Genomic DNA, 17,582 nt, shown 5'->3' on the forward strand with positions numbered 1-17,582 from the left:
GAGGCAAAACTGTTCGTGATGGGAATTGAATGATGACGACGATCGCCTCGGACGCGCGCCTGGCCGGCACGGAGTTAATCTATCCGCCGCGCGCCGCCGTCATCAGCTGGATCTTCTTTGATTGGGCTGCGCAGCCCTATTTCACGCTGATCACGACGTTCGTGTTCGCGCCCTATTTCGCGACCAGCATCGCGCCAGATCCCGCCACGGGACAATCGTTATGGGGATTTGCCGCCGCTGCGGCCGGCATGGTCATCGCGCTGCTGTCACCGGTGCTTGGCGCCATTGCCGACGCGTCGGGCCGGCGCAAGCCATGGATCGCGACATTCGGCGCGATCCTGGTGCTCGGTGCCAGTGCGATGTGGATCGGTAAGCCCGGCGATCCCGGCATCATTCCGCCGCTGCTCACCGCCTTTGCGCTCGCCAGCGTCGGTGCGGAGTTCGCGACCGTCTTCAACAATGCGATGATGCCGACCCTGGTGCCGCCGGAGCGGATCGGGCGGCTTTCGGGCACCGGCTGGGCGACCGGCTATGTCGGCGGCATCATCAGCTTGATCATCGTGCTCGGCTTTCTCGCCGCCAATCCCGAGACCGGGCGCACGCTGCTTGGATTCACGCCGCTGTTCGGGCTCGATCCTGCGACCCACCAGGGCGACCGTATCACCGGACCGTTGACGGGATTGTGGTTCATCATTTTCGTGACCCCGATGTTCCTGTTCACGCCGGACTACCCGGCCAAACGCCCGGTGCGCGAAGCACTGCGCCAGGGCCTGTCCGACTTGAAGCGATCGCTCGGTGAACTACCGAAGCAGAAATCGCTCGCGGCGTTTCTTCTCGCCAACATGATCTATACCGATGGGCTGGTGTCGCTGTTCGCTTTCGGCGGCATCTATGCCGCCGGCACTTTTGGCTGGCACACGATCCAGATCGGCACTTTCGGCATCATGCTGGCGGTTGCGGGCACCTTTGGTGCGTGGCTCGGCGGCAAGCTCGACGATCTGCTTGGGCCGAAGCGCGTGATCATGGGCAGCATGCTGATCCTGATGCTGTCGCTCGCGGCGATCCTGCTGGTCGACAAGGATTCGATTTTCTTCATCAAGGTCGCTCCTCCCGTACCGGGCGGCGCGCTGTTCGCCGGCGCGGCCGAACGCGCCTACCTCGTACTGGGCTGCCTGATCGGCGCCGCCGGCGGTCCGCTTCAGGCCGCCTCGCGCACGCTGCTGATCCGCCTCGCGCCGAAAGATCGCATCGCGCAGTATTTCGGCTTGTTCGCGCTGACCGGAAAGGTGACGTCCTTCATCGGCCCCCTGCTGATCGGTGCGATCACGGCCATTACGGCGAGCCAGAAAGCCGGCATGGCCGTGCTGGTGGTGTTCTTCGTCGCGGGGTTGGGGTTGTTGATGCGGGTAAGGGAAGAATAATCACCGCTGTCGTCCCGGCGAAGGCCGGGACCCATAACCCCAGAGACGAGTTATGGCGCGAGATTCCCACTACGAGTTTTCGCAAAACTGCTCCCTGTGGGTATGGGTCCCGGCCTTCGCCGGGACGACCCGTGGAGAGTTTAGTGCTCAGTGCCTGAAGTGCCGCGTCCCCGTGAACACCATGGCGATGCCGTGCTCGTCGGCGGCCTTGATCACCTCGTCGTCGCGCATCGAGCCACCGGGCTGCACCACCGCGGTGGCGCCGGCCTCGATGCAGGCGAGCATGCCGTCCGCGAACGGGAAGAACGCATCGGACGCCACGACCGAGCCCTTGGTGAGCGGTTCGGCAAGCTTCAGCTCATTGGCCGCATCCTGCGCCTTGCGCGCTGCGATCCGGGCGGAATCCACCCGGCTCATCTGACCTGCCCCGATGCCGACGGTGGCGAGATCCTTGGCGTAGATGATGGTGTTGGACTTGACGTGCTTGGCCACACGGAACGCGAACTTGAGGTCGCGCATCTCCGCGTCCGTCGGCGCACGCTTGGTCACGATCTTGAATGTCATGTCATCGACCACGGCGTTGTCGCGGCTCTGCACGAGCAGACCGCCCGCAACCGTCTTGGCGGTCAGGCCCGGCGCGCGCGGATCGGGCAGGCTGCCTGCGAGCAGCAGGCGCAAATTCTTGCGCGCGCCGATGATGGCGATGGCTTCCTCGCTGGCATCGGGCGCGATGATCACCTCGGTGAAGATTTTCGTGATCTCGCGCGCGGTGTCGGCATCGAGCGCGCGGTTCATCGCGATGATGCCGCCGAAGGCGGAGGTGGAGTCGCAGGCCAGCGCCTTGCGGTAGGCGCTGACGAGGTCGGAGCCTTCCGCGACGCCGCAGGGATTGGCGTGCTTGACGATGACGCAGGCCGCGGTGCGCTTGGCGTCGAACTCGCCGATGCACTCATAGGCCGCATCGGTGTCGTTGATGTTGTTGTACGAGAGTTCCTTGCCCTGCAACTGCCGCGCGGTCGACACGCCCGGGCGCTTGTCGGGCGTCGCATAGAACGCTGCGGTCTGGTGCGGGTTCTCGCCGTAGCGCAGCGACTGGATCAGCTTGCCGCCGAAGGCGCGGAAGTCGGGCGCATCGATCGCGAGCTGGCGGTTGAACCAGTTCGAGATCGCGGCATCATAGGCCCCCGTGCGCGCGTAAGCCTTGGCAGCGAGCCGCCGGCGCAAGCCGAGCGTGGTCGCGCCCCTGTTGGCGGCGAGCTCGTCGAGCACGGCCTGATAATCCTGCGCCTCGACCACGACGGCGACGTCGTCATGGTTCTTCGCGGCGGCGCGGATCATCGCGGGGCCGCCGATGTCGATGTTCTCGATGCAATCCTCGAAGCCGGCGCCTTTGTCGACGGTCGCCTCGAACGGATAGAGGTTGACGACGAGCAGATCGATCGGCGCGATGCCGTGCGCGTTCATCGCCTGCGTATGCTCGGCATTGTCGCGGATCGCGAGCAGGCCGCCATGCACCTTCGGATGCAGCGTCTTGACGCGGCCGTCCATCATCTCGGGAAAACCGGTCAGCTCGGAGACGTCCTTCACCTTGAGGCCGGCGGCGGCGATCGCCTTGGCGGTGCCGCCGGTCGAAACCAGTTCGACACCATGGGCGGCCAGCGCCTTTGCGAACTCGATCAGGCCGGTTTTGTCGGAAACGGAGAGAAGAGCGCGGGTGACGCGGCGGGGATGGTCAGTCATGAGCAAGATCCTCTGTCTTAAGGAGTGTCTATGCCCAGGCGCGCGGCTTCTATGTCCCGCGCTTCCCGATGGTGCTCCATCCAAGGTCGCCAGTCGCGCGAGCGAGCGCTCGATAGCAGCTTTCGGCGCTGTTCTCAACGGCTAGATATGGCGATCCGCACCGGTTTACAGCGGAAGTTCCGGCTCGCGCCGCGCGTTGCGGCGGGCATTGGTGATCGCGGGCGAAGCGGTGGAGCGGACAAAGCTCCAGCGGATCGAGGGCGCCTGCCGGGCGTCCTGGCGGATCACGATCTGCGCGGTGCGGCGGGGCCCGTCATTGCCGGCCAGGAACACGCTATCCTCGAGATCGACCTTGTCGTCGAGCGCCTCGAAGGTCCAGACGTCGCGGTTGGGCAGCACCAGCATGACGCCGCGGGCATCCGACAGCCGGCTCGCCTTCACCGCCGGATGCAGATGAAAGCGCACGGCAAAATCGGCGTCGCCGCCCTTGAAACGTCCACCTTGCCGCGGCGACAGCGTATCCTCGCCGTCGATCCGCGCACCGTCATTGGCGATCATCAGCACGCGGCGATGGATCGCACCGAACTTGGCCATGTAGCCGTCATGCGACGCCGTGAGCAGCGTGCCGTTCTGCACGATCTCGCGATAGCTTTCGACCTCGACGGGGCCGCTGACGACGGGTGCGCCGCGCAGCAGCCGCTTCATCGCCGACATCTCGACGAACTGGCAGGACGAGGTTTCGTGATAGCTCAGCGTCGAATGCGCAGCCGTCCCGCGTGCGAACGGCCGCCAATTGTCGCGCCCCGTCGTCGGCATGCCGCAATTGATGACGATGCGGCTGATGCCGGAGGACAATTCGAACGACAGGCAGCCGGCATGAGCGTCGTGGCTCACGCCTGCCGGCGGCGGCGGGCCGGTATCGATGATCAGCGTGGTCTGCCCGGCGTCGAGACGCTGGAAGCCGGTATGCGGCATGTTCGCCATCGGCGCGCCGTGGGTGTCGTCATAGGCGAGCAGCGTGGCGAGCAGGTCCGAGGGCGTCGCGCTCATGCCGTTGAACAGCGCGAAATTGCCGTCGCCGTGCCGGAAGAAGCGCAGCATCGGCATCATGCGGTCGATCGCGTTGAGAAGCGCCGGCGGCGGAGCGATGTTGCGCGCGGCAAAGGTCTGCCGCAGCGGCAACAGGTCGATCAGGAGTTCGATCAGCGCGCCCGGGTTGCGCGAGATGTGGCCGCCGTCGGGCAGGATCTGCCGCTGGAGCTCGTCCGAGAGCTTTTTCGAGGCGCTGCGGATGTGCTTCGCCTGGTTGGCGAGGCACAGCGCCGTGTAGCACAGCGCGATCAGCACCTGGAGCTTCGGCACCCCGTCCGCAATATTGAGCATGGTGTAGCGAAGGAAGCGGATCTCGCGCGCCAGCGCCCGCAGATAGCGGCGGTAGAATTTGTTGTCGGTTTCGTTGAGCACCAGCGGCGCTTGCGACAACAGCGAAATCACGCGCCGCGCCAGCACGTCGGCGCGCCGCGCGACGGGGCGGCGCTTGTTGGCGGGGTTACTGATCCAGTCCTCGACCAGCGAACGCGCATTCGCCCGCGTCAGCGCGGTGTCGGCGGCGCGCAAATGGCGCAGCCAGCCGAAGCCGAGCAGCGCCACCTCCCAATCCTCCGACGGCGGCTCGAGATCGAAGATCGAGCGGCCGTGGCAGTTGACGATCTTGCCGGCGAAGACGAAGCGGCCGGCATAGATCTCGGCGGCGCGGGTCGCATCCGCAGTGCGCAAGTCGTGCGGCGCGATGATCAGCCGGTCGGTTCGGCCCGGCCAGACCCGCGACAGCGCCACGGAGCCGCCGCTCGCGCGCGCGAGCATGTTCCGCGCGAAGCGGTTCATCAGCAGCGTCGAGATACGTCTGCGTTGAGCGACCGACACGCCTTGCCTTGTAGGGGGAGAGGATTCCGACGAATCCTTTTAATCCCAAAATCCGGCGCCTGACACCACCTTGAAAGGCCGCGAATCAGCGTCGCGACCGTAAAAACCGGTGCAAAATCAGGATTTAACCAGCCGGGCGGCGTAAAATCCGTCGAGCCCGCCGAGCTTTGGATCGGCGTTCGGCAAATGGCTGGGCAGGGTGCGCAGGTCGCCATCGGCAGTGATGATCTCGCCGAGGCCGAAGACCTCGGACGCTTCGATCGGCACGCGCCGAAGCGCAGGTTCTGCGGCGAGCAGCGTGGCGATGGCCTGCTCGCCCTCCTCCGGTTCCAGCGAACAGGTGCAATAGACCAGCGTTCCGCCCGGCTTGAGCAGCGAAACGGATTTTCGCAGCAGCCGTTGCTGGAGCACGGTCAGCGCGGCGATGTCGGACTCCTGCCGGAGCCATGCCACGTCGGGGTGACGGCGAATCGTGCCGGTCGACGTGCAGGGTGCATCGATCAGGATGCCGTCGAAGCCGTCCGCCGGGCCGGCCCATTCCGCGGCGTCGGCGACGACAGTCTCGGCCTGGAGCGACAAGCGCGCCAGATTTTCGCGCAGCCGCGCCACCCGGGCGGGCGAGCGGTCGATCGCCGTGACACGCGCGCCGGTTTGCGCCAGTTGCGCGGTCTTGCCGCCGGGCGCGGCGCAGAGATCGGCGATGGATTTGCCGGCGATGTCGCCGAACAGCCGGGCCGGCAGCGCGGCGGCGGCGTCCTGCACCCACCATTGTCCTTCGGCGAAGCCGGGCAGCATGGTCACCGCGCCGTGCAGCACCGTGCGTACCGATCCGGTCGGCAGCACCTCGCCATGCAGCCGGCTCGCCCATTGCGCGGCGTCCGACTTCACGGTGAGATCGAGCGAAGGCTCGTGGCCAAGCGCCAGCGCCATGTCCCTTGCGACGGTCTCGCCGTAATGTGCGCTCCAGCGCGCGAGCAGCCAGGGCGGCAGGTCCAGCGATTGCGCGGCAACCTCTTCCACCAGCGCCTTGCCCTCGCGCGCGCAGCGGCGCAGCACAGCGTTGACGAGGCCGGCGTAGCGCGCGGCGCGGCGGTCGGATTGCACGAGGCGAACGGAGAGGTCGACGGCGGCGTGATCGGGCACGTCCATCCAGAGAATCTGCGCGGCGCCGATCAGAAGCGCGCTCTGCGCGCGCGGTGCCTCGGATGGAATGCCCTTGTCGAGCAGCCGCGAGAGCACGTGGCCGAGCGTGCCGAGCCGGCGCAGGATAGTCGCGACCAGGCGTCGCATCAGGGCGCGGTCGCGGTCGGCGAGCGTCTTCAGTCCCGGATGAGCGCCGGCGCCATCGAGCTGATCGTCGAGCGTGCGGCGCTTGTGCAGCACGCCGTCGACGATGTCGGCAGCGATCCGCCGCGCTGCCAGACCAGGCACTTCGGATGGAGGGGCGAAACGTTGAGATGGCATGCGGCTTAAGGTTCTTAGCGAGCGGCAGTTCCGCCGAAGGGGCGCATGCCTTAACCAACAGAGCTGTGGCACGCGAATATGCCAAATGTAAGAATGAGCTCTCGCGTTTACAGCCCCGCATGACTATTTCTGCAATGCTTTATTGGACGTCGCGCGCGTTGCGGTCTTGCGCTAGGAACCCAGATCATGAGTGACCAGCCCTCCGCTCCACATCGCAAGCCGCTGTCGCCGGCCGCCCAGCGCGCGCTGGCTGAAGCCGAAGCGCGCCGGCGCGCCGCTGCGGCCCAGGCCGACATGGCGCCGAAGGAGTTGCATGGGCCAAAGGGACCCGAGCCCACCCGTTACGGCGATTGGGAGCGCAAAGGCATCGCCTCGGACTTTTGAAGCTCTGGTTCGAGGACTCTCTTGCCGGCCCGGCCGATTCAGCCCTAGCGTTCGCGGATGTCGCGCTTCGACCCCAGCCATCCATTTCGGCATTTGTACAGCGGCTCGCCATTTGGTCGACGGTTCTCAGGGCTGTTGCCGTGGATGTTCATTGTGGGAATCGTGGTGGCTATTGTGCTCACCTTCCGTCACGGGACGAACTGGCCAGTTCCGCATGCGGCCGACGGTCGGCCGCATGACGCCGAGATCATCCTCCAGCAGGCCGGTAACCCCGACATTCGCCAGACCGTCGACGTCATCCGCACCATCGACGGCGACACCTTCCTCGCGCGCGTGCATCAAGGCGATGGCCGCGAGCTCGTCGCGCGTGTTCGCCTGCGCGGCATCGATGCACCGGAGATGAAAGCCTCCTGCCAGGAAGAACTCGACAAGGCCGAAGCCGCCGCCGCCGCGCTCCGCGACCTGCTCGGCCAGGGCGGCGTCACGATCTCCAATCTCGGCCCCGACAAATACGGACGCGTTCTCGCCGACGTCGCGACCAAACGCACTGCCAACGTCTCGGCTGTGTTGCTCGCAGGCGGCTATGCGCGCAGCTACAATGGCGGCCATCGCGACGGCTGGTGCGCGCGGGGCTGGCGCTTCTGGCAATAAAAAAGCCGCGTCGTTCGACGCGGCTTTCGCTGTTCTGATCTGATTTCCGGTGATCAGCGCGCCACGACCACCGTCGTGCCGACGGAGACGCGGCTGTAGAGATCGCTGATGTCGTCGTTGAGCATGCGGATGCAGCCGTAGGAAACGAAGCCGCCAACCGAGCCCGGCACGTTGGTACCGTGGATAGCATATTCGCCGCCGGCCAGCGTCATGGCGGCGACGCCCATCGGATTGCGCGGCGATCCGCCTGGAATGACGTCGGGTATGCTCGGCTTGTCGCGCTTCACCTCGGCGGGTGGCGACCAGGCCGGATTGCGGTACTTGCCGTCGATGCGGGTGGTGCCGGCCCACTGCTTGCCGGTTTTGCCGACGCCAACGGGATAACGGACGGCGTGACCGTTATCGAGGATGAGATAGAGCCGTCGCTCGCTGGTTTTGACCACGATCGTACCCGGCGAATAGTCAGTCAGATGTGTCCCCACCATTTCCGGCCGCGCCTGCGCCGCCGTCGGGATCAAGGCCCCTGCTCCGATGGTGGCGGCCAGCGCCACCGCGATCCGCATCGACATCAATGTTTCCCCTTGCCCGAACGGGTCGTCCAAAATTACGCAGCACCGGCAATTGCCCGCTCGCCCGAACATTCTTAACCGCGTCCATTAACCGGATGGTTTCCACGCGCGGCCGCCGAGGGCCGGTCAGCAGGGGGAACAAAGGAAATGTTCGAAATAAAGTAAATAACCTGAAAACAACACTCGGCGGAAAGATGCGGGTGGCGGCGGCACGCACCTGACAAGTCCGTGAGGATGCGAACGGTCGTTATTTCAGAGGGCGTCAGCATTTCAGAGGCCGTCGGCGCTCAATGCAGCCTCGCGCACGCGGCGCGCAAGTGACGCGGCGCCGAGCCGGGCTCATCTTTCCATGGGGAATGACGTTGGCATGGGCGCGGCTCGGCAGCGCACCGCAAAGATGCGCTGCGCTGCGTCCGGGCACGAGCCGGAGCCCTATGCCGACGCCTGTTTCTTGTTCTGCCGGTTCTTGACGAGATCGTCGACCACGCCGGGATCGGCCAGCGTCGAGGTGTCCCCCAGGCTGCCCGGATCGTCTTCGGCGATCTTGCGCAGGATGCGGCGCATGATCTTGCCGGAGCGGGTTTTCGGCAGGCCAGGTGCGAACTGGAGCTGGTCGGGCGAGGCGATCGGGCCGATCTCCTTGCGCACCCAGGTGACGAGCTCCTTGCGCAGCTCCTCGGTCGGCTCGACGCCGGCCATCAGGGTCACATAGGCGTAGATGCCCTGGCCCTTGATGTCGTGCGGGAAGCCGACCACGGCGGCTTCCGAGACCTTCTCGTGCGCCACCAGCGCGCTCTCGACTTCCGCGGTGCCCATGCGGTGGCCGGAGACGTTGATGACGTCGTCGACGCGCCCGGTGATCCAGTAATAGCCGTCGGCATCGCGCCGGCAGCCGTCGCCGGTGAAATACTTGCCCTTGTAGGTCGAGAAATAGGTCTGCTCGAAGCGGTCGTGGTCGCCATAGACAGTGCGCATCTGGCCCGGCCATGACCGCGTCAGGCAGAGATTGCCTGACGTCTCGCCGTCCAGCACCTTGCCGTCGGCATCGACGATTTCAGGCGCAACGCCGAAGAACGGCTGCGTCGCCGAACCCGGCTTGAGCCTGGTCGCGCCCGGCAGCGGCGTGATCAGGATGCCGCCGGTCTCGGTCTGCCACCAGGTATCGACGATCGGGCAGCGGTCGTCGCCGACGACGCGGTGATACCACTCCCAGGCTTCCGGATTGATCGGCTCGCCGACCGAGCCGAGCAGGCGCAAGCTGGCGCGCGAGGTCTTCTTCACGGGCTCGTCGCCCGACTGCATCAGCGCGCGGATCGCTGTCGGCGCGGTGTAGAAGATGGTGACCTTGTGCTTGTCGATGACGTTCCAGAACCTGGAATTGTCCGGGTAGTTCGGTACGCCCTCGAACATCAGCGTGGTCGCGCCGTTGGCCAGGGGCCCGTAGAGAATGTAGCTGTGGCCGGTGACCCAGCCGACGTCGGCGGTGCACCAGTAGATGTCGCCGTCGTGATAGTCGAAGACGTATTGGTGCGTCATCGCGGCGAACACGAGATAGCCGGCCGATGTGTGCAGCACGCCCTTGGGCTGGCCGGTCGAGCCCGACGTATAGAGGATGAACAGCGGGTCCTCGGCGTGCATGTGCTCGGCCGGGCATTCGGTCGTCACCATCGCCGCCGCCTCGTGATACCAGAGGTCGCGCGTCGGGTTCATGTCGATCTTGCCGCCGGTGCGCTTGACTACGACGACCCAGTCGACGCCGTCGGCCTTGGCGAGCGCCGCGTCGACATTGGCCTTCAGCGGCACCTTCTTGCCACCACGCAGGCCTTCGTCCGCGGTGATGACCACCTTGGACTGGCAGTCGTTGATGCGCTGGGCGAGACTGTCGGGCGAGAAGCCGGCGAACACCACGGAGTGGATCGCGCCGATCCGCGCGCAGGCCAGCATCGCGTAGGCGGCTTCCGGAATCATCGGCAGATAGATGGTGACGCGGTCACCCTTCTTGACGTTGCGGGTGCGCAGGATGTTGGCCATCCGGCAGACCTCGTCGTGCAGTTCCTTGTAGGTGATGTGCCGGGATTGCGAGGGATCGTCGCCTTCCCAGATGATCGCGGTCTGATTGGCACGCGTGTGAAGATGCCGGTCGATACAGTTATGGGCGACGTTGAGGACGCCGTCCTCGAACCATTTGATCGAGACGTTGCCGGGCGCAAACGAAACGTTCTCGATTTTGGTGGGCGCCTTCATCCAGTCGATGCGCTTGGCCTGTTCGGCCCAGAATCCGTTCGGGTCCGAGATCGAGCGGGCGTACATCTCCTGGTACTTGGCATGGTCGATCCAGGCGCGCTTCGCCCACTCCGCAGGGACGTCGTAGATCTTCTCGGACATGTTTTCTCTTCCCTCCACATACGGCAAGCCGAACGCAAGCGACGGGCAAGCCGATTTGATCTTGAACTGATTATGCGTCGGGCTAACCGGGCCCGACAAGGAGCACAAGCTGGACCTTCGACGGTCCGCCAGCCATGCGAAGGATCAAGGTGGCCAATTGTGACTGTCGCAAATCTGAAACAGGCTGGAGCCTGCCTTTCGGATCTTTACCCAAATCCCCAGAATGGCCCGTACAGGACCCCATGCAACCGCGAGCGGTATTTAGAAACCGTCCCTCACCGATTCGGGACTCGCAATACGGTTCGGAACACCCTAAATGGCCAACCCGGGTCCACAGAGACCCCTTGGAACAAGAATCAGAACAGCGGCATTGACCGACAACAGGCAGGGCTAAGGCATAACACTATGATGGATCAGCAGAATCTCGGGACGATACGGCCCGCTTCAGCCGATCCTGCCGCTGTTGCACTGGCCAAAGCCCTCGGACAATGGCCGAAACCGGCCACTTTCAGGCGTCCCAGCCCGAAAAAGGTCTTCGACACGGCGCCTGCGACGACTGTCGAGGCGCTGGCCAAGGAACTGGGCCTGCGGCTCGGCGACCAGAACGAGCTGACAATCCGGCGCATCAAGCGCGGCAAGGGCTACTCCTTCGTCCGCCCCAACGGCGCGCATATCCGCGACGCCCGCACCATCCGCCGGCTACATTCTATGGCGGTGCCGCCGGCCTATCGCCAGGTGCGCTATTCGGCCGATCCGAGCTCGCATCTTCAGGCGGTCGGGCGCGATGCCGCGGGCCGGCTGCAATATCGCTATCATGCCGATTGGGAAAAGGTCCGCGAGCAGCGCAAGGCGCACCGGCTGGAAAAGCTCGTCGGCGCCTTACCGAAAATCCGGCGCAAGGTCTCGATGTTCCTGTCGGGCGACGAGCCGACGCGCGAGTTCGCGCTTTCGGCCGTGATCGAGCTGATCGCGCGCACCGCGATCCGCCCGGGCAACGAATCCTATGCCCGTCTCAACGGCACCCGCGGCGCCACCACGCTGCTGAAGTCCAACGTCTCGCTGGAAGCCGACTGTTTCGTCCTGACGTTCAAGGCGAAGGGCGGCAAGGCGGTACGGAAGGAATGCGACGCCGCCAAGCTGGTGCGCGCCATCGGCATTCTGCAGGGCGTGCCGGGCAAGCGCATGTTCCAGTATCGCGATGCCTCTGGCACCGTGCGGGCCGTGAACACCACGCAGGTGAACGCGTTCCTGCGCGAAATCGCCGGCATCAAGATTTCGCTGAAGGATTTCCGCACCCTGATGGCGTCTGCCGTCGTCGTCGAATCACTGTCGCGGATCACGCCGGCGATCAGCCAGCGCGGCCGCAAGAAGCAGGTGCTGGACGCGATCCGGGCCGCCGCCGATCAGCTCTCGAACACGCCGGCGATCTGCCGCAAGAGCTATGTGCACGACACCATCGTCACCGCCTTCGAGGACGGGATCCTCGAACGCTTCGCCGCGACCATGAAGGGCCAGCGCTCACAAGCCAGACGCGAGCAGCTTCTGGCGCAAGTGGTTGCGACAGCGGCGGTCTAACTCCGCGCCTCGCTAGGCCTCGTCGGCCAAACCCTTGTCGGGACCCGGATCGCTGCCCGCAGCTGCAATCGTGAGGCGCTCCAGGTAGTGCGCCCACCCCTTGGCGTGGGCGGCCGCCTGTTCTTCGGTCGGCAAGCCGCTATGGGTCATGCGGAGCAGCGTGCCGCCGTCGCGTTCGATCAGATCGATCTCAATCAGGCTCGAGCCCGGCGGCACCTCCTGGCCGGCCTCCCATCCGAACGTGTAGGCCAGACGATGCACCGGCACGACCTCGCGGAAGGCGCCGCGAGCGATGCCGCCGCGCGGGCCGATGCCCTTGAGCAGATAGAGCCCGCCGGGATGCGGCTCGGTGGTCGCATCCGACCCCATCCAACTCAGGATTTTCTCGGGATCAGTCAAATAGGCGAAAACGGTGGCCCGCGGAGCCGCAATCTGGGTCTCGCGTCGCACTACGAACGGTTCGGTCATCGGCGATCATCCCTAGGCTGACACTGGCACATGGCGGCGCCAAAGCGGCTCGTCAAGGATTGCCCGTGACAAAGCGGGCCTGTCTTCGCCATCATCGGGGCCATGCAACTCTCCCCGACCCTCGCCTGGCTTGTCGACGCCGCCTCCGATGCCGCCGGGGCCGACCGTCTGCTCGCGGAACTCGGCGCCCACCTGGTCGCCGACGGCGTGCCGATTGCGGCCGGCGCCCTGACGCTGGAGGTGCCACACCCGCTGATCGCGAAGCGGACCTGGCTTTGGCGCGCGGCGAGCGGCCAGGTGATCGAAGCGCTCGGCTTTGCCCCCGGCGGACTGGCGCCCGACCCGCCCAACGATGCCGGTCGCCGCTGGCTGCGGGGCACCGCGCGTGGCGAGGTGCACGAAGACGTCGTTGGCCGACATGATGGGCCGCTGCTCGGCTGGATCGGGCCGCGTCCGTTCACCCCACGCGAAATCGATCAACTGCGCCAGGCGGCGCGCTTTGCCGCGACGCCGCTCGCACTGCTCGCCGCACGCGCCACGTTGCGGGCGACGCTGGATGCCTATCTTGGCAAGCGCAGCGCTGCGCGGGTACTGGCGGCGCCGTTGCGGCGCGACCTCGGCGAGACCATCCAGGCTGCGCTACTCTATGCCGACCTGCGCGGCTTCACGACATTATCGGAGACCAATCCGCCCGCCGATGTCATCGCGGCGCTCGACGCCTGGTTCGACCGCATCGCCGGTGCGGTTCACGCCTTCGGCGGCGAAGTGCTGAAATTCATCGGCGACGGCGTGCTGGCGATCTTCCCGGTGGTCGACGCGGAGCGGCGGCTTGCCTGCGATTCAGCCTTGCGTGCGGCAGGCGCAGCCAAAGCCGGAATGGCTCATCTCAATGAAGAGCGTCGCAGCCAGGGCTTGCCGCCCCTGGCGTTCGGCGCAGCGCTTCATCTCGGCGAGATGTTGTGGGGCAATATCGGTGCCGCCGATCGGCTGGATTTCACGGCGATAGGCCCCGCCGTCAATCTTGCCAGCCGGCTCGAAGGATTGTGCAAGCCGCTTGGCCAACCCGTGCTGGCGTCGGGGACGCTTGCTGCCGAGACGGATACGCCGCTGATCGCGCTCGGACTGCATTCGCTACGCGGCATCGCCGCGCCCTGCGAGGTCTTTGCGCTGCCGGAGAGTTGAGCACGGACCCGTAGCCTGGATGGAGCGAAGAGGCTGGGCAAGTATTCGGTGCAGCCGCGGGCTCGTAGAACGTAGTTCTCTTATGTGACACTCACAGTCACCGCGATGAAATTTTCTACGTGCCAGCGCCTACGGCAACGAATGTATTTCTACTCTGCTCGATGCTGATTGAATATTTGCCCAGCCTCGAAGCGAAATCCGGGATCGTGCCACACGAAGACTTTCCCGGACTGCGCTTTGCTCCATCCGGGCTACAGTAGCTTCAATTAGAGCCCGCCCATCTTGCAGACGAGCTTCCACTCCTCCGCCGTCACCGGCTGCACCGATAGGCGCGAATATTTCACCAGCGCCATGTCGGCGAGCTTTTTCTCGGCCTTGACCGCGGCCATCGTCACCGGCGTCTTCAAGGGCTTGTCCGCCTTGATGTCGACACAGACGAATTTTCCGGTCTTGTCGGTTGGGTCCGGATAGGCCTCCTTGATGACTTCCGCGATGCCGACGATCTCCTTGCCCTCGTTGGAATGATAGAAGAACGCCTTGTCGCCCTTCTTCATGTTCACGAGATTCTGGCGCGCGGTGAAGTTGCGCACGCCGGTCCAGGCCTCGCCCTTGGCGCCCTTGGCGACCTGCTGGTCCCAGGACCACACCGACGGTTCAGATTTCACCAGCCAGTAGTTCATCGCGCGCCCTATCCGTTCGTCATGGCCGGGCATAGCCGTCCGAAGGACGGCGTCGCTTCCGCTCGCCTATGTCCCGGCCAGCCACGTCTCTGCTTCCGTGTTCAATATCAAGACGTGGATGCCCGCGACAAGCGCGGGCATGACGGAAGATGTCATTCCTCTGCCTTGAAGGGGCGCGTCAACAGCCCGTCGATCGCAGCATCGATCGTGCTCCTGCCGCTCAGGATCGCCGCAACCGCTTCTGATACCGGCATCTCGATGTTTTGCGAAGCTGCGAGCTCGATCAGCACGGGTGCGGTGAACTCGCCCTCGGCTAGCTTGCCGGCGGGCGCCTGCTCGCCGCGGCCGAGTGCGAGGCCAAGCGCGAAATTGCGCGACTGCGGGCTCGAACAGGTCAGGATCAGATCGCCGAGCCCCGAGAGACCAACAAGCGTCTCGCTGCGCGCGCCGAGCGCGCGGCCCAGCCGTGAAAGTTCGGCAAAGCCGCGGGTCGTGAGCGCGGCCTGGGCTGAGGCGCCGAGCTTGCGCCCGACCGCGATGCCGACCGCGATCGCCAGCACATTCTTGGCCGCGCCGCCGATCTCGACGCCGCGGATATCGGTGGAGTGATAGGGCCGGAACGTCGGCGAGCCCAGTGCCTGCACCAGCGCGCTCGCCAAGACCTCATCTTTCGCCGCCAGCGTCACCGCGGTGGGCAGGCCGCGCGCGACGTCGTCGGCAAAGCTCGGGCCTGACAGCATCGCGGGCCGGGCATGGGGCGCGGCCTCTGCAATCACGTCGGTCATGAATTTGTGCGTGCCGTGCTCGATGCCCTTGGCGCAGGCCACGACCGGCGTCGGTTTTGTCAGATGCGAGGCCAGCATGTTGACCGTGCCGCGCAGATGCTGCGCCGGGGTGGCGACCAGCAGCATGTCGGCACGTGCGGCGAGAGCAAGCTCGCTCGTGACGACGATCTCGGGCGCAAGCCGCACGCCGGGCAGCCGCGGGTTTTCCCGGCTCGCCGCAATTCGCGTCGCGTGGTCCGCATTGCGTGCCCAGAGCGTCACGTTCCGCCCGGCGCGCGCTGCCACCGTCGCCAGCGCCGTACCCCACGCGCCCGCACCGATCACCGCGATGGCTTGGAAGGTATCCATCGCTAGAATCCCGCGCGGGTGTTGCCGTAGCCCACTGGTGCCGTGGCGTTGGCGTCGAGCAGCCAGCGCGCGCGGGGCTGCGCGTCCATCGTGTCCGTCATGCCGAGCGCGAGACGTTCGGCGCCTGCCCAGGCGATCATCGCGCCATTGTCGGTGCAGAGCGCGGGCGGCGGCATGATCAGTTGCGTCTGGGCTTGGCTCGCAACGTCATGCAAGGCGCCGCGGATCGCCTGATTGGCGGCGACGCCTCCAGCGGCCACCAGCGCATGCGGTGGGCCGAACTGTTCACGGAAAAGTCTCAGGCCGACGCTCAGCCGGTCGGCCGTCGAGTCCAGCACGGCGGCCTGGAAGCTGGCGCAGAGGTCGCTGACATCCTGCGGCGTGATCTCCGTGATCCGGCTCGCCTCGTTGCGCACGGCGGTCTTCAATCCCGACAGCGAGAAATTGGCATCGGGGCGTCCCTGCATCGGCCGCGGCAACGCAAAGCGCGTGGCATCGCCGCTCGCCGCCGCGCGCTCGACCTGGGGGCCGCCCGGATAGGGCAGGCCGAGCATCTTCGCGACCTTGTCAAAGGCCTCGCCGATCGCGTCATCGACGGTGGTGCCGAGCCGCACGTATTGGCCGACGCCGGTGACCGCGACGATCTGGGTGTGGCCGCCGGAAGCAAGAAACAGACAATAGGGAAATTCGATACCGTCGGTCAGGCGCGGCGTCAGCGCATGGGCTTCCAGATGGTTCACCGCGACCAGGGGGGTATCATGCACCATCGCGATCGCCTTGGCGGTGGTGAGCCCGACGATGACGCCGCCGATCAGCCCGGGACCTGCGGCGGCCGCGACGCCGCTCAGCTGGGCGAAGCCGATGCCGGCCTCGCGCATGGCCCGGTCGATGATGCCGTCGAGCAGGTCAACATGGGCGCGCGCGGCGATCTCCGGCACGACGCCGCCGAAACGGGCATGCTCCTCGACCTGCGACCGCACGATATTGGACAAAATCTTGCCGCTGCCGTCGGGCGCGCGCTCGATCACCGCCGCGGCGGTCTCGTCGCAGGTGGTTTCGATGCCGAGTACCAGCATTGGCGAATTGCTGTTCAATTTGCGCCCTTGCGCTGATCCGTAAAGCAGAGTTCTGGTACGTCCGGTAGCATTCCGGGGGCGCCCTGCGCAATTGCCGCGCGCAGCCGTCCTTGTGGGAAGTGTCACGACGATGCGCCGGGGAACACGAGCGATGTCCATTCTTGTCACACGGCCGCAATCCGACAATGAGGCGACGGCGGAAGGTTTGCGTGCACGGGGCCATTCGGTGCTGTTTGCGCCGGTGCTCAAGTTCGAGCCGGTCGCTTTCCATGATGAAAGCGAAGCCGATTACGAGGGCATTATCGTCACCTCGGCCAACGCGATCCGCGCCGTCGCGCCGCAACTGCAGAACCGCGAGCTGTTACGGCTGCCGCTGTTCGCGGTGGGCGAACACACCGCTGCTGTCGCGCGCGATGCCGGTTTCGCCAGGGTGATCGTCGCCGGCGGCGATGCCGCCGCTTTGCGCGACAAGGTGGTGCAGAGCGCCCGTGACAAGGTCGTGAAGAAAAGAAGCACGCTGCTCTATCTGGCGGGCGCGGATTTGTCGCGCGATCTCGGCGCCGAGCTCGGTGCCGAAGGATTCAATGTGATCACGCAAACCACCTATCGCATGACCCCGCTCAAGCTCCTGCCGCGCGAAGTCTGCGAGGGGTTTGCCGCCCACGAAATAAGAGCGGTGCTGCATTACTCCCGCCGCAGCGCGCGGGCCTTCCTGGAGGCGGCACGGGACGAGGGTGTCGAAATCTCGGCGCTGGCGATACCGCAATGCTGCCTGTCCGAGACGGCCGCGGGCGTGTTGCGCGAGGCCGGTGCGTCGCAGGTTCTGGTGGCGGCGACGCCGGATGAAAATGCCTTGTTTGACGCCTTGGAGCGTGCTTTGCGGACCCGTTTGGCGTAAGAGGACGGGCCGAATCCGGCGAAATCGGGTCCG

Annotated in this window: 15 protein-coding genes and 1 riboswitch; of the genes, 6 read left to right on the forward strand and 9 right to left on the reverse strand. The window is 65.7% G+C overall.

The window, feature by feature from the left end; translation table 11 throughout:
* The first annotated feature begins 32 nt into the window (after window positions 1-32).
* On the forward strand, window positions 33-1,421 hold the full coding sequence (locus tag FXV83_RS33890; RefSeq protein WP_148743903.1) for an MFS transporter: 1,389 nt from the start codon (window positions 33-35) through the stop codon (window positions 1,419-1,421).
* A 147-nt stretch (window positions 1,422-1,568) separates the two neighbouring features.
* Here FXV83_RS33890 and purH read toward each other — a convergent pair whose 3' ends face one another.
* From purH to FXV83_RS33905, 3 genes are all read right to left on the reverse strand, one after another.
* Complete coding sequence (purH, locus tag FXV83_RS33895) at window positions 1,569-3,161, reverse strand: bifunctional phosphoribosylaminoimidazolecarboxamide formyltransferase/IMP cyclohydrolase (protein WP_148743904.1); 1,593 nt, start codon at window positions 3,159-3,161, stop codon at window positions 1,569-1,571.
* Window positions 3,162-3,186: 25 nt separating this feature from the next.
* A riboswitch (ZMP/ZTP riboswitch) is annotated at window positions 3,187-3,268 on the reverse strand.
* A 58-nt stretch (window positions 3,269-3,326) separates the two neighbouring features.
* The gene (locus FXV83_RS33900) at window positions 3,327-5,045 is read right to left on the reverse strand and encodes a heparinase II/III family protein (protein ID WP_187436362.1); all 1,719 of its coding nucleotides are present in this window, start codon (window positions 5,043-5,045) and stop codon (window positions 3,327-3,329) included.
* Between the two features lie 156 nt (window positions 5,046-5,201).
* Window positions 5,202-6,548 carry an RsmB/NOP family class I SAM-dependent RNA methyltransferase gene (locus FXV83_RS33905; protein ID WP_148743906.1) on the reverse strand — a complete coding sequence of 449 codons (1,347 nt, stop codon included), beginning with the start codon at window positions 6,546-6,548 and terminating at the stop codon, window positions 5,202-5,204.
* Between the two features lie 186 nt (window positions 6,549-6,734).
* On the opposite strand from FXV83_RS33905, the gene FXV83_RS33910 reads away from it, so the two are divergent.
* Entirely contained in the window at window positions 6,735-6,932 is a 198-nt protein-coding gene (locus FXV83_RS33910) for a DUF1674 domain-containing protein (protein ID WP_148743907.1), read from the forward strand.
* A gap of 57 nt (window positions 6,933-6,989) precedes the next feature.
* Window positions 6,990-7,583: a thermonuclease family protein gene (locus FXV83_RS33915; RefSeq protein ID WP_148743908.1), complete on the forward strand. Its 594-nt coding sequence runs from the start codon at window positions 6,990-6,992 to the stop codon at window positions 7,581-7,583.
* 53 nt (window positions 7,584-7,636) lie between these two features.
* Here FXV83_RS33915 and FXV83_RS33920 read toward each other — a convergent pair whose 3' ends face one another.
* Complete coding sequence (locus FXV83_RS33920; RefSeq protein WP_148743909.1) at window positions 7,637-8,152, reverse strand: L,D-transpeptidase; 516 nt, start codon at window positions 8,150-8,152, stop codon at window positions 7,637-7,639.
* 432 nt (window positions 8,153-8,584) lie between these two features.
* A complete protein-coding gene (acs, locus tag FXV83_RS33925; RefSeq protein WP_187436356.1) occupies window positions 8,585-10,537 on the reverse strand; it encodes an acetate--CoA ligase in 1,953 nt (650 codons plus the stop codon).
* 405 nt (window positions 10,538-10,942) lie between these two features.
* Between acs and FXV83_RS33930 the strand changes: the two genes are divergently transcribed.
* Window positions 10,943-12,112, forward strand: coding sequence for a DNA topoisomerase IB (locus tag FXV83_RS33930; protein WP_148743911.1), 1,170 nt, complete (start codon window positions 10,943-10,945; stop codon window positions 12,110-12,112).
* Between the two features lie 12 nt (window positions 12,113-12,124).
* Here the strand turns inward: FXV83_RS33930 and FXV83_RS33935 are convergent, their stop codons facing one another.
* Window positions 12,125-12,580, reverse strand: coding sequence for an SRPBCC family protein (locus FXV83_RS33935; protein WP_148743912.1), 456 nt, complete (start codon window positions 12,578-12,580; stop codon window positions 12,125-12,127).
* Between the two features lie 102 nt (window positions 12,581-12,682).
* Between FXV83_RS33935 and FXV83_RS33940 the strand changes: the two genes are divergently transcribed.
* Window positions 12,683-13,762 carry an adenylate/guanylate cyclase domain-containing protein gene (locus tag FXV83_RS33940; protein ID WP_148743913.1) on the forward strand — a complete coding sequence of 360 codons (1,080 nt, stop codon included), beginning with the start codon at window positions 12,683-12,685 and terminating at the stop codon, window positions 13,760-13,762.
* Between the two features lie 266 nt (window positions 13,763-14,028).
* Here the strand turns inward: FXV83_RS33940 and FXV83_RS33945 are convergent, their stop codons facing one another.
* From FXV83_RS33945 to tsaD, 3 genes are all read right to left on the reverse strand, one after another.
* Complete coding sequence (locus tag FXV83_RS33945) at window positions 14,029-14,442, reverse strand: EVE domain-containing protein (RefSeq protein WP_187436357.1); 414 nt, start codon at window positions 14,440-14,442, stop codon at window positions 14,029-14,031.
* A 152-nt stretch (window positions 14,443-14,594) separates the two neighbouring features.
* Entirely contained in the window at window positions 14,595-15,575 is a 981-nt protein-coding gene (locus FXV83_RS33950) for an NAD(P)H-dependent glycerol-3-phosphate dehydrogenase (protein ID WP_148743915.1), read from the reverse strand.
* Window positions 15,576-15,577: 2 nt separating this feature from the next.
* On the reverse strand, window positions 15,578-16,651 hold the full coding sequence (tsaD, locus tag FXV83_RS33955; protein ID WP_148743916.1) for a tRNA (adenosine(37)-N6)-threonylcarbamoyltransferase complex transferase subunit TsaD: 1,074 nt from the start codon (window positions 16,649-16,651) through the stop codon (window positions 15,578-15,580).
* A gap of 151 nt (window positions 16,652-16,802) precedes the next feature.
* Here tsaD and FXV83_RS33960 point away from each other — a divergent pair, with 151 nt between their 5' ends.
* Complete coding sequence (locus tag FXV83_RS33960) at window positions 16,803-17,549, forward strand: uroporphyrinogen-III synthase (protein WP_148743979.1); 747 nt, start codon at window positions 16,803-16,805, stop codon at window positions 17,547-17,549.
* The last annotated feature ends 33 nt before the right edge of the window (window positions 17,550-17,582 follow it).

Source organism: Bradyrhizobium hipponense (assembly GCF_008123965.1).
GTDB classification, from domain to species: Bacteria; Pseudomonadota; Alphaproteobacteria; order Rhizobiales; family Xanthobacteraceae; genus Bradyrhizobium; species Bradyrhizobium hipponense.

What these genes read in the sequence shown, in the direction of transcription:
- FXV83_RS33930 (WP_148743911.1), top strand. Translation starts at nt 10,943, where the DNA reads ATGATGGATCAGCAGAATCTCGGGACGATACGGCCCGCTTCAGCCGAT.
- FXV83_RS33950 (WP_148743915.1), bottom strand. Translation starts at nt 15,575, where the DNA reads ATGGATACCTTCCAAGCCATCGCGGTGATCGGTGCGGGCGCGTGGGGT.
- FXV83_RS33960 (WP_148743979.1), top strand. Translation starts at nt 16,803, where the DNA reads ATGTCCATTCTTGTCACACGGCCGCAATCCGACAATGAGGCGACGGCG.
- FXV83_RS33890 (WP_148743903.1), top strand. Translation starts at nt 33, where the DNA reads ATGACGACGATCGCCTCGGACGCGCGCCTGGCCGGCACGGAGTTAATC.
- purH (WP_148743904.1), bottom strand. Translation starts at nt 3,161, where the DNA reads ATGACTGACCATCCCCGCCGCGTCACCCGCGCTCTTCTCTCCGTTTCC.
- tsaD (WP_148743916.1), bottom strand. Translation starts at nt 16,651, where the DNA reads ATGCTGGTACTCGGCATCGAAACCACCTGCGACGAGACCGCCGCGGCG.
- FXV83_RS33905 (WP_148743906.1), bottom strand. Translation starts at nt 6,548, where the DNA reads ATGCCATCTCAACGTTTCGCCCCTCCATCCGAAGTGCCTGGTCTGGCA.
- FXV83_RS33940 (WP_148743913.1), top strand. Translation starts at nt 12,683, where the DNA reads ATGCAACTCTCCCCGACCCTCGCCTGGCTTGTCGACGCCGCCTCCGAT.
- FXV83_RS33910 (WP_148743907.1), top strand. Translation starts at nt 6,735, where the DNA reads ATGAGTGACCAGCCCTCCGCTCCACATCGCAAGCCGCTGTCGCCGGCC.
- FXV83_RS33945 (WP_187436357.1), bottom strand. Translation starts at nt 14,442, where the DNA reads ATGAACTACTGGCTGGTGAAATCTGAACCGTCGGTGTGGTCCTGGGAC.
- acs (WP_187436356.1), bottom strand. Translation starts at nt 10,537, where the DNA reads ATGTCCGAGAAGATCTACGACGTCCCTGCGGAGTGGGCGAAGCGCGCC.
- FXV83_RS33915 (WP_148743908.1), top strand. Translation starts at nt 6,990, where the DNA reads ATGTCGCGCTTCGACCCCAGCCATCCATTTCGGCATTTGTACAGCGGC.
- FXV83_RS33935 (WP_148743912.1), bottom strand. Translation starts at nt 12,580, where the DNA reads ATGACCGAACCGTTCGTAGTGCGACGCGAGACCCAGATTGCGGCTCCG.
- FXV83_RS33920 (WP_148743909.1), bottom strand. Translation starts at nt 8,152, where the DNA reads ATGTCGATGCGGATCGCGGTGGCGCTGGCCGCCACCATCGGAGCAGGG.
- FXV83_RS33900 (WP_187436362.1), bottom strand. Translation starts at nt 5,045, where the DNA reads ATGAACCGCTTCGCGCGGAACATGCTCGCGCGCGCGAGCGGCGGCTCC.